Below are 14,690 nucleotides of genomic sequence, written 5' to 3'. Positions count from 1 at the left end.
ACTTAGCTGCGAAAACGCGACGGAAAGCCTGACAAACTGGCTATAGGTTTGACACAAGAAAATATTTTAGAAAATGATTGATTCTACAACACCCTGTTATTTCACATAGTTAGCGTGTCTCATAACTAGACCAATTAAAAATTAAAAAACGAATTCATGCAGTTACCTGAAATTTCAGTTTTGGGTTGTTTTAAACGAAACTGAATCCATCAAGAAGCATGGTGGGGCTCAGGAGGGCATAACCGTATGAAAAAAACAGTCGCTAGCAAAGCACTAATGATGGCTTCAGCAGTGGCACTGGTAGCTGGTTGCAGCAAGGGGACTGGTTCTTACTCCCTCTTGAACGATGCAGAAGACTACAAGCAACAAGCAGTTTTCATTCCAAAACAGATCGACATCCTTTGGGTGATCGACAACTCCGGCTCCATGAAGACGTCTCAGGACAATCTGGCGGCGAACTTCCAGTCTTTCATCTCGCGCTTCCAACAGTACAACTATGATTTCCACATGGCGGTGACAACAACAGAGGCCTGGGAAAAACAATTCAATTCCGCAAGTGAAAAAGCCCGCATCAAGGATGGTGCGGTTCTACAGACGAATCCAAAAATCGAAACTCATTCGGGCGTGTTCATTATGGACAAGAACACCGCAAACCTGGGTGATGTGTTTTCCACCAATGCCAAGCAGGGAACGCTGGGTAATGGTGACGAACGTGCGTTCTCAAGCTTCAAGGAAGCTTTGCTTGAGCCGCAGAATGCAGGTTTCCGCCGCAGCGAAGCCTTCCTGGCGGTGATCATCGTCAGTGATGAAGAGGACTTCTCTTCTTCCTCTGCCGCTTTCAATGAAAGTTACAACAACGCCAACCTTCACACAGTTCAAAGCTATGTGGACTTCCTGGATGGATATGTTGGCAGTCGTAACTATTCCGTCAGCACCATCACGGTACCAGACGACGCCTGCAAAACCTCTCTTTCTACAGACGGTTTTGCGCGCAAGATCTCCACTCGCCTGCCGGAACTGGCAACATTGACTGCGGGTGTGAAAGGGTCTTTGTGCTCTAACTTTGGTTCAACTCTGGAGCTCATCTCTGATTCCATCATCCAGCTTTCCAGTGTCTTTAAACTGAATCGCGAACCACAAGAGGACACGATCGTGATCACGGTCAACGGAGTTTCCGTGCCTAACGACGCAGTCAACGGATGGACTTACGATGCATCCAACCTGACCATCACCTTCCACGGAAGTTCGGTGCCGGCAGCGGATGCTAATATCACGATCGACTTCTATCCTAAGTCGATTAAACTGTAAAAGGATGTTGTATGGGTGGGGTACAGACAGCAACTAATCAGCAGCAGTGGTACATACTGCGTGGGGAAATGAAATATGGTCCCTACGAGTACAGATCACTGATCACGATGATCCAAAATGGCGAGCTCTACGATTACAACTTCGTATGGGCTGCGCACCTGGAAAATTGGACTTTGCTGGGCGATCTTCAGGAATTTTCCAAAGACCGCCTGTGCAGACTGATTGAAACCAAGGATCATATCGCAGGCTCATTCAAAGACAGAAAATGTCCACGCGTGGATCTGGAAACGCCAGTCTATGCGCACAATGATCACAACTTTTTTGACGGCCACACATTGAGTGTGAGTGAAAACGGGGCGCTGGTTCTTTTGAACGATCCCCTGCTTCTGCCCGGCCAAAAGATTTTGCTCAACTTTAGAACCTCTGAGGTGAACCCTCAGACATTCAACGTGCTTTGTGAGATTATTCGCAAGAATTACTCCAAGCAGAGACTCAACGTTAAATCCGGTTTGCATTACGCTGTTCGTTTCCTCTCAGTGCAAGAAACCGGTATGGCTCAATTAACAAAATGGACACGCGGTGGCGTTTCCAAGGAGGAAACAAATGATGGCATTCTTAAAGTTCATGAATGATTCCGGTGTTGTCGGCTGGTTTATTCTGCTGGTGGGTATTGGTTCACTGGTACTCGTTGCCGAACGCGCAAAAGCCCTTTACAAAGAATACGGCATGAATGTGGATGAGTTCATGGGTAAAGTTCAGAACCTGGTTCTGGCGAAAAAGCTCGATGAAGCCCTGCTTCTTTGTGCGCAACTTGAGAAAAAGCCATTGGCCTCTGCCTTCAAGACCATTCTTGAAAAAGCAGACCGTGATGATGACACTATCTTCCAGGCACACGATATCGCCTTGAGCGAAAACGTGCCTTTGTACACCAAACGCCTGCACTACCTTTCCATGCTTGCCAACGTGGCAACATTGTTGGGTCTGTTGGGTACGATCCACGGTCTGATCCTTTCGTTCCAGGCCGTTGCGTCTGCAGACCCGGCACAAAAACAAGCCTTGCTGGCACACGGTATCTCCGTGTCCATGTATACGACGGCTTTGGGTCTGGCAGTGGCGATTCCGGCAATGGTGTTCTTCTCAATCCTGACAGCCCGCCAGAATGAGCTGATCGAGGACATGTCCGAGAAGTGCTCCAAACTGACTGAGCTTCTGACCAGCGCCCATATCCCGAACCTGACCCGCCAGAACGTGTTCCCTGATCACGTGACGGCACCAAGTGTGACGCCTCCGTCCCCAGGCCAGAAGGTCTCCTAACGGAGGCCTTTTTCCCGGAGCGGTGGACCTTACATAACTAAGGATGGGACGATTTATGAGACGCGCACGCAAGATCAAAGTAGATCATAACAGTGAATTCGAACTGGATTTGGCACCCCTGCTGGCCGTGATGGTGAAGCTGGTGCCGGTTCTTCTGGTTTCCTCCGCCTTCGTGCAAATGATGGTGATTGAAACCGAACTTCCGCAGGTGGTCAGTGAAGCCATCCAGCGCCAGGATGAACAAAAAACTCCAACCAACGTGGCGATGGAAGTCGATGCCAAAGATGGCATCCGCATCATCGTAACAGCCAAGGGTCAGGAAAAGATTGAAACCATTCCCCTGAAAGACGGTGCCTACGACCTGCAAAGTCTGCATCAAAAGCTGGTCGAAGTAAAAAAAGCCCATCCTGAGGTCTTCAAGATGGAACTGAACCCGGATGGCAAAGTTTCATACGACACTCTTGTAAGAATAATGGATGCTGCCCGCCAGGCCCGCGACAACAACGTTAAGTTTCCCGTTTTCGACACCAAACAGGGTAAAAACGTGGAAACCAACTACATGTTCCCAGAGATCATCTTTGCGAACACCATGGAGGGCTAACTCATGTCACGCCGTCGCAGATATGAACCAAAAACAAAAAAGAATTCCACTTTCGGCCTGAACATCACCTCCATGACCGATATGTTCACGATCATGCTGGTGTTCCTGCTGCAAAGCTATAACACCTCAGAAGTTCAGATCACCCCTGAAAGCAACTTGCGCTTGCCTTCTTCCGCGTCCATGACCAATGCCACCGAGGCGATCAAACTGTCGCTGAATGGTGAAGCTTTGAAATTAGACCAGACGAAGATTGCCGATGTGAAGAACTCGGAATTCCTGGCAAAGGATCTGGAAGAAAAAGACACCAACTTTATCAAGCCCCTGTTCCAGGAGCTGGATAAAATTGCCAAGTCCGAAAGCGAAAAAGACAAAGCCCACGTGAAAGAGGGCCGTATTCTTCTGCAGGCAGACAAGGATCTGCCTTACGCGACGCTGAGAAAAGTGATGTACACCGCTTCGATGGCGGGGTTCCCTCAGCTGAAGCTTGTCACCATGGTTGGAGAGTAAGTTTATGATTCGCACAATAGTTCTGCTTCTAGCATTTCATCTGTTCTCTCATTACTGTTTTGCCGCCGACAAAAACACCAAAGGGCTTCTTCCAGAAGTCAGCATGACCCAGGGCAGTGAAAGCGATAACGAGAAAAAGGCCTTCAGCAGCGAGATCATGATCACTCGCTCTGAAAACAGAGCTATTGAGTCCCTGCAAGTCATTATCAAAAAAAACAAAGGTGCCAAGAACGAAGCTGATCTGTGGTACCGCCTGGCGGAGCTGTACATGAGACGCTCCAAGTCCGGCCGCTTCTTTGACCTTCATCAGGACACTCCCCTGATGAAGCTTTCGCCGTTCCCGGTGCCGAACGAACGCGGCGCCGAAGCCATCAAACGCGCGATTAAAATTTACACGAAAATTGAAATGGAGTTTCCGCGCTTTAAACAAATGGACGCGGTTTATTTCAACAACGCCTTCGCCAATCAGCAGATTGCACAGTACAAGGTGTCTGAGATTCTCTACAATAAACTTCTGACTCAATTCCCAAAATCCCCGCTGATTGCCGATGGTACACTTGCCATCGGTGAATTGCTTTATGACCAGGGCAAATTCGCCCAGGCACTGGAGCACTTCCTGCGCGTGGAAAAATTCCCGAACAGCCGTGTTTATTCCTACGGTATGTACAAGGCCGCTTGGGCTTATTACAACATGCGTGACAGCGAAAACGGCATCAAGAAACTGGTTCAGGTTGTGAAATCCAATCCGCCACTACAGGATGGCGAAGTTCCAACCAACCGTCACAACCTGCGTCGTGAGGCCATGCGTGACCTGACGGTGTTCATTGGGGACTCTTACCCAGCAAACAAACTTTACTCGTTCTTTGAGGACCTTGCGACCGAAGAGGAACTGGGTCAGTCCATGATCGACCTGGCGAAACTTTATGAATCCCACTCCCGTCAGAAAGAGATGAACATCTTCCTGGAAGAGTACATCGACAAACGTTCGATGGGTCCGGATGTGGTGCGCTCTCACCTGTTCCTGGTGGAAGCCAACGAAACATTGAAAAGACGTGACAAGGTCATCAACCACCTGCAATACGCTTCAGATCTTTGTAAAAAGGACTCGGCTTGGAGAGGCATGCAGAAAACAGACGTGCTGGAAACTTCCTGCGTGGAAGGCTTCCGTCACACCAGCCTCGACATGGCGAAAAAATGGTGGGAGATCTGGCTTAAGAACAAACAGAACATGGAGTTCTCGGACCTGACCCAGCAGTTGTTCAAACTGATCCTGGAAAACGAGGATCCAACAAAACCGGACCTGAAAACCCGTTTTGCTTACGCGGAACTGCTGTTCCAGTTGCAAAAATATGACGACGCCAGTGTTCAGTACAAAATGGTTGGCGACAAGTCCGCTGAGCCGGTCATGAAACACGATGCGAACTATGCGGCCCTGTATGCCAAAGAAAAAAGCATCGAAAAGAAAAAAGATCCACTTAAGGAAGCTGAACGCAAAGAGCTTGCTGCCAACTATCTGGCCAAGCACCCGACTGGCAAGTTTGCGACTTTGATCAAATTCAAAATCGGTCACATCGCTTACGAAGAGGCAAACTATCCAGAAGCGGAAAAGTGGCTGACGCCGCTGGCAGCTCTGAAAGGTGCTGACAATGCAGAAATCAAAAAGAAATCTGAGGACCTGATCCTGGATATGCTCAATATTCGCAAAGATTATGCGGGTATCAAGGACTTCTCCAAAAAAGTCATGGCTTCCAGCGCTGATGAAGGCCGCAAGAAAAGCATGAATAAAATCATGGAAGAGGCGCATTTCACTGAAATTCAGGAATTCGCCAAAACCGGTGATAAAAACCAGGCTTCTGAAAAGCTGATGGCTTTCGCCAAAGAACACGAAGGTTCCAAACTGTCCCAGGATGCCTTGTGGCAGGCGCTGAGTCTGCAATACAGCGAAGGCCGCATCTATGATGCTGCGGAAGCTTCCATGAAGTTCGTGCAGAAGCATCCGGAAGACAAACGCAATCTTGACGCATTGAAAGAGGCTGCCAAGGCTTATGCGGATGTCGGTCAGATTTCCAAATCTGCAGAGACTCTGCTGAAGATTGCGGATCTGGACAAGAAAAACCGCAACACTCACCTGGAGCTGGCAGCGGACATCTATATTCTTGAAAAGAAAAATAAGGAAGCCCGCGCCGCTTACATGAATATTCTGAACGGGGCTGACAACAAAACTCTGCAGCGTATCTATGGCAAGTTGATGGATTCCTATAAGGCCGAGCCCCGCTCTGCGGAGCTGGAAAAAATCCAGAATCAGATTCTGGCAAAGGGTCTTGAGCCGTACACGACTCAGATCATGATCGATCGCGCGAAAGCTTTGCTGGATACCGGTAAAACCACGGCTGCCTTTGACCTGGCGATGAAAGCCAACGGCCGTGATGTGGCTCCGGAAGTTCGTGCCGAAGCCCGTCTGATCCAGGCCCGCATCCTGGAAAAAGAACTGGTGGCGCAAAGTGTGAAAGCCCGCGAAGAAAAGTTCGCGATGGTGCTTTCCATGAAAACCGAGAAACTGGACAAGGCCCACACTGCTTATTACACCACTCTGAAAATGTCCAAAGATCCGTTCCAGCAGTTGGAAGCCATGCGCGGTATTGACCGCTGTTATGACAACTTCATCAGCAGCTTGACGAACATGCCATTGCCAGCTTCTTTGTCCCCGGAGGATCAAGAAGTCCTGCGTGGCGAAATTGCCAAACTGACAGCCCCGATCCAGGACAAGAAAAATGAAAACGAAGCCAAACTGAAAGTTCTGGCGGCCGCCAAAGGTCAAGCTGCAACCAACGAACGCAGTTTTGCCTCTATCCGAGTGGATCAGACAGTTCCGCCAATGGCGCAATACCCTGCTGCGGAAAAAATGACGGCTTACCTGCCGGCATCTTCTGACATGACCATCGGCAAGGTGTCTCGTTTTGAGACTCGCACTCCGAAAGCTTGCAACAGAAGCGCAATTCTGACCGGCCAGCTGGCCAACGTGAACGCCCTCGAAGTTGCAGGAAATTGTTATTATTCTAGACAGTACGAAATGGTTGAAAAACTGGGGCTGGAACTTGCGAAGAACAAAGACACGCGCGCTTTGGGTCTGTTCTATGCCAGCGTGGGCGCGGATGCGCGCGGTTATAACGACAAGGCGATGTGGATGATCGATGCCGCGTTGAAAGCCCAGCCTGAAGCCGCGCCTTACGTATACCAAAAAGCCCGTCTGCTTTACAAAGAAGACGGCATGAATTCCGCGATGCCGTTTTTCGATAAAGTTTTAGACATGCAAATGGCTTCGACGGAAATGAAAACTTTCGCAGGAGTGAAGGCTTTCTCAGAGGGAGATTTTACGAAGGCAATTGAAAATTTGTCTGCAATCTCTAAAGATCAGTTGTATACTTTGAACGTGGGCACTCTGATGAGTGAAGCTTACGCCCAGAAGGGTGAAGTCGATAAAGCACTGAGCGTGGTGAAAGACCTGCTTGGCAGCAAGAAAGACAACACAGATTTCCTTCTGCAACAGGCTCACTTGTTTGAGACCTACAAACAGAGTCCAACGCTTGCGCTGGATTCTTATGAAAGAGCATTTAAAGCCAGTCAGCAATTGGAAATGCGCGACTGGTTGGGTAAGAAAATACAGTATTTGAAAAATCAAAACAAAGTCGGTCAGCACGTTATCTCGGGAGACTTGTAGTATGGAGGGTACAAGTGAAAACTATCATCACAGCGATGGTTGCTTTCATTCTCTTGGGAACATCGGCTGGCTTTGCCAAACAAAGAACAGTCCGTAAAGTCCAGGAAGTCAATTTCGGTGACATGAACCTTAAGGGAACGATTCGGAACCCTGACGGCGCCTATCTTGTGCAGAAAAGAGGCATCAAGTTTATGCCTCTTTACGATGTGCAAAAAGATATGGACGGCCGCATCCGCGAATCAGCTCTCTACTTGAATAATTAATTCATGAGGTAACACATGCTCACGTTGATTGTGCGTCAATCCCTGAAAGATGGGACGGCGAAAACTTGGAAATTGAGATCCAGCAACACAACCCACACCTTCGGGTCCTCCCGTCTGGCCGATGTTATCTCCATCGCACCGGATTCCAAGGGCATCCAGGGTCTGTTTGAGTACCGCGATGGCGCCTGGTGGTATGTCGATATGGACATGAACACCAGTGCTTCCGCCAAAGGCTCCCCGGCTCTGCGCCTGGATCAGGAAAAATCCCTGACTCTGGGAGAATGCACTCTGGTGTTCACTCCGGTGGTGAAAGAAGCGGATCTTTATCTGCGTCTGGAAAAAGCCGGTAAAGAACAACGTGAAGCCGGCAAGCAGTTCCAGCTTTACATCGTGAAGCAGAACGATCAGGTTCTTGAAACCAAGATCCTGCCAATGAATAAAAAATTCAAACCTTCCATGGCACTGACTCCAACAGTGGTGCCTTGCGTGCCTTCCCAGGAATGGCACAAACAAATGGTCGGCGACCTTGAAGTGAAACAAAGAACCGTGTCTTTGGAAGACGCGGCCCGCATGGCCCGCCTTTCCACAGACCAACTGATGGATGAAGAATCCAAAAAAGGTGTGTTCATTATTCTGGGTGCAGCCTTGTTCCTGGTGACTGTGGGCCTGTTTGCGCCGAAGTCCCAGGAGCTTGAGGTTGTTGCGGCTCCGCCAAAAGCGGCGCAAAAAATTATCGTTAAAACCGAAATCAAACCCAAACGCAAAAAAGCGGAAGCGGCTCCTGCCCAGCAGGTTGTTGTGAAGGAACAGGCTCCTGCCGCCAACCAGAAAACGGCAGAAATGCCAACTGGTGGCAGCAAAGTTTCAAAAATGATGAAATCCATTTCCGGTGGACGCATTTCCCAGCTTTTGGGAAAAGTCTCCGCACAAGCCGCACGCAGTGGCAACGTGGTGATCGCCACGGGTGTTAAAGCAGGTTCCGGTGCTTCTGGCCGTGCCTTGGCTGCTGTTGGCAGCATGGAACGCTCCGGTCGTGACTGGGGCCGTGAAGGCTCTGCCACAGGTGGTGGCGTTGGCACCGTCGGTCGCGGCGGAGGCAGCAGTGCCTCCAGCATGGGTGGATTGGCTGCTGGGGGTACTGGTTCCGGCGGCGTGGGTCTGATCGAAGAGGAAGGTGAAATCACCGGCGGTCTGGACCGCGAAATCATCGCTCAGTACATCAAATCCAAACTGGGTCAGATCTTGTATTGCTATGAAAGACAACTGAGTGCCAAGCCGGATCTGTTCGGTAAGGTTGCTGTGAAATTCACGATCGGTCCATCCGGTCAGGTGGAACAGCAGCTCATTGGTGACACAACACTTAAGAACGCAACCGTTGAGGGATGTATATTGAATAGGGTTGCCGCGTGGAAGTTTCCTGCTCCACAGGGGGGAACACGCGTGCTAGTGACTTATCCATTCTTATTCAAAAGTACAAACTAAGGCGGGGGTTATATCATGTTGAAGAAGACAGTTCTAATGTTCATCCTGACGGCATCTCAGGCATTTGCACAGCAAGCGGCAGACAGCAAAGCTGATCAACGCGGCAGCGACAAGCTGGACATCAAAAAGCTGGAGCAGAAATACTGGGCAGCCAAAGACGACGACTTCAGTGTCGTTCAGAACAGACGTTACGTGAAAGCGGAGCGTTTTTATCTGACTGGTGCTGCGGGTATTCCATTCAATGACCCCTACAGCACAGGAACTATCGCTGGTGCAAGCCTGGGATATTTCTTCAATGAGCGCTGGGGTCTTGAAGGAACCTACAATTCAGCCAGCCTGAAAGACAACGATGCGGTGAAACAATTCGTTGACACCTATGGTGTGATTCCGGACCACAACGTATTTAAGTCGTCCTACTTCCTTTCCGGTATCTGGGTGCCGTTCTATGCGAAAATGAGCGTGGTCGACAAGGCCATTATCTATTTCGACATGGGGATCTCGTTCGGTGTGGGGTCACTGAACTATGAAATCACCCAGTTCGAAGGCAATGTCTCCAAAGACACCATGGCCTATAAACTGGGCGTGTTCCAGCAGATCTTCTTCTCTGAGCACTTTGCCATCAGAGCGGATTTGGTCAACACCTGGTCCACTCAGGAAAAAATGAAGTACTATGCGCCCGGCACGAACGTGGGCGGTACGGTTGTGGGCGGTCAGCGTGATCTGGGCAGTGAAACAATCAACGATACATCACTGATGATTGGTATCACGTACTGGCATTAATTTTCTCCAGGGTGGGGGGATTTATGAACAAGTCTTTAAGCATTCTAATTACTATTCCATTTCTGTGCGGCACGGCTTTGGCTGAGCCTGCACTGAAAGTCAAAAAAGGCGGCCGTCCGGCGGCTGCCAGCCTGAAGGTCAAATCCAGTCTGGTCCCGACTTTTGATGTTTATCAAAAGAAAGTCGTGAAAGGCAAAGTCGAGGTCTTCAAGGTTAAAAACATCCCTTTGCTGGATGTCGGTGAAGAACGCGAAGTGCAGGCCTCTGAAATGAGCCCGCTGCGTCTCCCCGCCTCCCGCGAAGTCACTTTGAAGGAAACCCGCCGTCGTGAGTCTCCAGTGGCCATTGACTTTGTGCTGAAGCCTTACAACGACGTGGTGAACCCGGCCAAGTCCCTGACGACTGCCGATGCCTTTAACAAGATTCCGGATGTGAAAATCCTGAATCCGGTGGCAGAGCCTGTGACCCAGGATCCTCTGGTGCAACTGGCAAAGCTGGAAGACATACAGCCGAATGACTACAAACTGCTGCAGGCTTTGATCTTCCTGGAAATCCAGAAAAACTATGAGCTGGCGATGGGCTTGTTCTCGGAACTGATCGAGGACCCGGAACACCGTATCGAGGCTTTGTACCACTATGCCATGACAGCCAAGGGCCTGGGGTTGAACTCAGAATTCCGCCAGTACATGATTCAGGTGGCGCAAGAGACCAAATCCAAAGAATGGCAGCAGAAAGCCACGGAAGCCCTGGTTCAGAACATCAATACACTGGAAACGTCCGACATCGCTTTGATTGATCCTCTGGTGATCAAACACGAAATGGACATCACCAAAAATGATGACTACCAGATCACCCGTGCAAAATATTATTCTGACAAAGGCCAACTGGGCCTGATGGAAGATGCTTTGATCTTTATCGGCGAAAAGTCCCCGCGTTATCCGGAGGCTTTGCTGCTGAATGCCCTGTTCAACTATCGCCAGGGTAAGGTTGAGGAAGCCACCATTTATCTGGAAAAACTGATGACCGCGACAGATGCTGACAAGACATCCCAGCTGCGTTCTGTGGGTGCTTTGACCCTGGCGCGCATGCAGTTCCAGAAGTCCCAGTACAAAGAGGCTTTCCAATCTTACCTGAAAGTCGACAAATCCAATCCTCTGTGGCTGCAGGCCATGGTGGAAAGTGCGTGGACTCAGATTCTGGGTGAGGACTATGAAGGGGCCGCGGGGAATATGTTCTCTCTGCACACGGACTTCTTCAAAAATGCCTTCTCTCCGGAATCCTATGTGGTTCGCACGGTGGGTTACCTGAACCTGTGCCAATACGGTGACGGTGTGCAGGTGCTGAACGAAATGAAAAAGAAGTATGCCCCTTGGAAGCAGAAACTGGCTGCCTACAGCACTTCCCACAAGGATTCTTCTGCGTACTATGAAACTGTGAAAGGCTGGTTGAAAAACTCGGACCTTAAGGAAGTTGACGGTCTGCCACGTTCCTTCATCGTGGAACTGGCGCGGCACCCGGCTTACATGAGTGTGCAAAAGCAGATCAACGCCTATGAAGACGAGATCGTGAAATTCAACCGCATCGCTCTGACTTTGGTAAAAAAAGAGCGTGAGCTGATTGCCAAACAAAACGAAGCCAACAAAGAACTGGCTGACGCGAAACGTGGTCTGAAAGGCGACAGCCCTTCGGCCTCCACCGTGGCGGCAGTTCAAAAGGCCGAGCAGAAACTGCTGAGCTATCGCATCCAGTTCCACATCGCGAAGAAAGCCCGCACTTCCATCAAGAATCTGCGTGCGACCGGCATGGCCCGTATTGAAAAAGAAAAAACCGTCCTGCGCGCCCAGGCGTCCCAGGCTTTGAAAGGCCGTTTTGACGAGATGCTGGCAGGTCTGGACAAGGTTCTGGATCAGAACGATGTTCTGCAGTACGAACTGTATTCTGGCGCCGGTGAACACATCCGCTATCAAATGGCTGGTGGCGAGATCAACGAAAAAGAGCGTCCAGAACTGAAAGTTCAAAAGGAGAAATCCCTGAACTGGAAGTTTAAAGGTGAAATCTGGGAGGACGAAGTGGGTCACTATCGTTCTTCTTTGAAAAATGTTTGTGCCCAAGAAGGTCAGGACGGCAGCGTGGCCGGCTTGTCTGAACAATAAGGAAAGGATTTTCAAGATGAAATTCGCTAAAGCAATGACGACTTTGTCCCTAGGTGTTTTGATGAGTCTTGGCACAACCGCAATGGCGCAGAATTCCGCCAAAGACGGCCTTGAGAAAATCAAAGGCAATCTGAACAACTCAAAAACCAATCTTCAGGAATACGAAAAGAACCTGAAAACCGTGGAAGGAAACCTGTCCGAAGTGGCCAAAGCCAAATCCCAGGTGGAAAACCAGCAAAAGCAGGTTCACCAGCAGGCTGAAGAAAACAATCAGGCCATGGGCCGCATCAGCGGTCAGGAAAAAGAAATTCAGGGCCTGATCAATGAAGAGAAAAACAAAATGGCCCAGGAAAGCCAGAAGATCGCGGAACTGGAGGCCATGATTGCCAAGATCAAGGAAAACCAGAAAAAGCGTGAGCTGAACATCAACGACTATCAGTTGCAGATGTCCCAGCTGACGGAAGAAAAGAAGATCTGGAATTCCCGCGCCTCTACTTTGAAAGAGCAGAACGAACAGGTGAACCAGAAGCTTCGTGGCCTGGCCAGCGAAGAGAACGAATGGAAAGCCAAACAGCGCGGCTATCAAGGCGAAGTCAAACGCTGGAGCAAAGAGGTCGAACGACAGCAGAAGATCAGCGACAGCTACAACTCTTTGGCTGAAGTGAAGTAATCCGTCACATTTAAATTCAAGAACCACCCAGGGACTTCTTCCTCGCGGAAGAGTCCCTTTTTCTTTGTCCCGACGTTCATCCTCTTTTCTTGCAAACCAGGTAAAAATCTAGACTCCACCCCAGGATTAAGAAGTCCGAACAATTCTCGGTCAATATTTCTTTAGCTAACTAAATAAAAGGAGAAAGAATGAACCCCACCGGAATTGGTTCCTGGTTCAGAGGAATTAAGGGAAAACTTTTGATCGCAGCGGCCATGCCCGTCATCGGGTTTGGAATCGTCTATGCCATTTCTTATCAGGGAATGAAAGGGTTTGAAGCCTATCTTGAAAACTCCCACAAAAACATCATTCCGAATCTGCAGGCTCTGGCCGAAATGCGCCAGGCCCGCAATAAATACGGCTATCAGGTTTTTGCAGCGATGAGCGTGAAAACCGAAGCCAAGCGCCAAGAGCGCCTGGCAATCGCCAAAGAGGCTGTCAAAGAATTCACCTCGGCAATGGATCTGTACGCCTCAACCCCCTTCACTCCAGAAATGGAAAAGGCCTTCGAACCAGCCAAGCAGGTCCGTGCCGAATATGAAAAACTGCTGATGCTGGTCATTGAAGAAATCAGCACTGGCACTCCTGAAGGCTTTGCTCTGGCAGAAAGCCAGTTGGACGGACGTCTTTGGGAAATCGGCACCATCATGCACAAGATGAGTTCTGAATCCATGAAGTACTACAACCAGGCCGCAGCGGATGATGACAAAGCGGCGGATGAAGCCGTGACTCGCATCAACAACCTGACGCTGTTTGTGACCCTGGCTTCCACAATCTCCATTCTGGCGATCCTGCTTTGGATTGCGGCGCGCATTTCCAACTCTGTCAGCTCCATCGCCTCCCGTCTGTCCACCGCTGGTGGCCAGGTGGCTTCTGCAGTGGAACAGCTGAACGAAGCCGGAAACTCTTTATCACAAAGCTCCACCGAAGCGGCGGCCTCGTTGGAAGAAACCGTGGCAGCCCTTGAAGAGATGAGCTCCATGGTGCAGATGAACTCGGACAACGCCAAACAGGCAGCGGCGCTGTCCGCGAGCTCTCGTGATTCGGCGGAACATGGCGAAAAAGAAATCCAGTCCCTGATCCACTCCATGACCGAAATCTCTCAGTCGTCGAAAAAAATCGAAGAGATCATCTCGGTGATTGACGATATCGCCTTCCAGACGAACCTGCTGGCTCTGAATGCGGCGGTCGAAGCGGCTCGCGCCGGTGAACAGGGCAAAGGTTTCGCCGTTGTGGCCGAAGCGGTTCGCGCTCTGGCACAAAGAAGTGCGGCCTCAGCCAAGGACATCTCCTCTTTGATCAAAGACTCCGTTTCCCAGATCGACACAGGCAGCGAGATTGCCGACAAGTCCGGGGCGGTTCTGGCCAACATCGTGAACTCAATCAAGAAGGTTTCTGACCTGAACAATGAAATTGCAGCGGCCAGCTCTGAACAGACCACAGGCATCCAGCAAATCAGCAAAGCCATGAATCAACTGGATCAGGCGGCTCAAAGCAATGCGGCCTCCGCGGAAGAGATCGCGGCCACCAGCGGTGAGATCAACGGCCTGGCAGCAACCAATCAGAACCTGACCGTAGATCTGAACACGATCATCCTGGGCGGCGGCTCGGTGATGGTCGACGCTCCGGCAGCATCCCCGGCCAAGACTTCTAAAAAGGTGCCGACTTTTGCAAAGCCCACGTCCAAAAAGAGCAATGTGATTGCGATGAAGGCGACACCTGCACGCAAAGAATCTCAGGATATGATTCCGTTTGATGAAGACGACCGTGCAAAGGTTGGAACAACAGACGGATTCTAGACCTGCAAACACATCAAGATTTGTTAACAGCCCCCTCGACTTAGGAGGGGGTTTTT

General features: G+C 50.1%; 12 protein-coding genes. All 12 read left to right on the top strand.

Going from position 1 to position 14,690, the window contains the following annotated elements; all coding sequences use genetic code 11:
- The first annotated feature begins 246 nt into the window (after window positions 1–246).
- The gene (locus tag BD_RS06730; protein WP_011163969.1) at window positions 247–1,308 is read left to right on the top strand and encodes a hypothetical protein; all 1,062 of its coding nucleotides are present in this window, start codon (window positions 247–249) and stop codon (window positions 1,306–1,308) included.
- A gap of 11 nt (window positions 1,309–1,319) precedes the next feature.
- Entirely contained in the window at window positions 1,320–1,940 is a 621-nt protein-coding gene (locus BD_RS06725) for a PilZ domain-containing protein (RefSeq protein WP_011163968.1), read from the top strand.
- Window positions 1,912–2,622: a MotA/TolQ/ExbB proton channel family protein gene (locus tag BD_RS06720; RefSeq protein ID WP_011163967.1), complete on the top strand. Its 711-nt coding sequence runs from the start codon at window positions 1,912–1,914 to the stop codon at window positions 2,620–2,622. The genes BD_RS06725 and BD_RS06720 overlap by 29 nt, the downstream gene beginning before the upstream one ends.
- A gap of 55 nt (window positions 2,623–2,677) precedes the next feature.
- Window positions 2,678–3,223, top strand: coding sequence for an ExbD/TolR family protein (locus tag BD_RS06715; RefSeq protein WP_157865662.1), 546 nt, complete (start codon window positions 2,678–2,680; stop codon window positions 3,221–3,223).
- A gap of 3 nt (window positions 3,224–3,226) precedes the next feature.
- Window positions 3,227–3,730, top strand: a complete 504-nt coding sequence (locus BD_RS06710) for an ExbD/TolR family protein (RefSeq protein WP_011163965.1) — start codon at window positions 3,227–3,229, stop codon at window positions 3,728–3,730.
- 4 nt (window positions 3,731–3,734) lie between these two features.
- Window positions 3,735–7,448, top strand: a complete 3,714-nt coding sequence (locus BD_RS06705; protein ID WP_011163964.1) for a tetratricopeptide repeat protein — start codon at window positions 3,735–3,737, stop codon at window positions 7,446–7,448.
- A gap of 14 nt (window positions 7,449–7,462) precedes the next feature.
- Window positions 7,463–7,711 (top strand): hypothetical protein, encoded by a 249-nt coding sequence (locus BD_RS06700; RefSeq protein WP_011163963.1) that lies wholly within the window; start codon window positions 7,463–7,465, stop codon window positions 7,709–7,711.
- A 15-nt stretch (window positions 7,712–7,726) separates the two neighbouring features.
- The gene (locus BD_RS06695) at window positions 7,727–9,193 is read left to right on the top strand and encodes an AgmX/PglI C-terminal domain-containing protein (RefSeq protein WP_011163962.1); all 1,467 of its coding nucleotides are present in this window, start codon (window positions 7,727–7,729) and stop codon (window positions 9,191–9,193) included.
- A gap of 15 nt (window positions 9,194–9,208) precedes the next feature.
- The gene (locus tag BD_RS06690; RefSeq protein WP_011163961.1) at window positions 9,209–9,973 is read left to right on the top strand and encodes an outer membrane beta-barrel domain-containing protein; all 765 of its coding nucleotides are present in this window, start codon (window positions 9,209–9,211) and stop codon (window positions 9,971–9,973) included.
- A 23-nt stretch (window positions 9,974–9,996) separates the two neighbouring features.
- Window positions 9,997–12,126 carry a tetratricopeptide repeat protein gene (locus BD_RS06685; protein WP_038448830.1) on the top strand — a complete coding sequence of 710 codons (2,130 nt, stop codon included), beginning with the start codon at window positions 9,997–9,999 and terminating at the stop codon, window positions 12,124–12,126.
- 16 nt (window positions 12,127–12,142) lie between these two features.
- On the top strand, window positions 12,143–12,796 hold the full coding sequence (locus BD_RS06680) for a hypothetical protein (protein ID WP_011163959.1): 654 nt from the start codon (window positions 12,143–12,145) through the stop codon (window positions 12,794–12,796).
- 188 nt (window positions 12,797–12,984) lie between these two features.
- On the top strand, window positions 12,985–14,634 hold the full coding sequence (locus BD_RS06675; protein WP_041583508.1) for a methyl-accepting chemotaxis protein: 1,650 nt from the start codon (window positions 12,985–12,987) through the stop codon (window positions 14,632–14,634).
- The last annotated feature ends 56 nt before the right edge of the window (window positions 14,635–14,690 follow it).

It is taken from the genome of Bdellovibrio bacteriovorus HD100 (assembly GCF_000196175.1).
Classification (GTDB): domain Bacteria; phylum Bdellovibrionota; class Bdellovibrionia; order Bdellovibrionales; family Bdellovibrionaceae; genus Bdellovibrio; species Bdellovibrio bacteriovorus.
The sequence above is the reverse complement of the archived record's forward strand: the minus strand, read 5'-3'. Positions and strand labels throughout refer to the sequence as shown.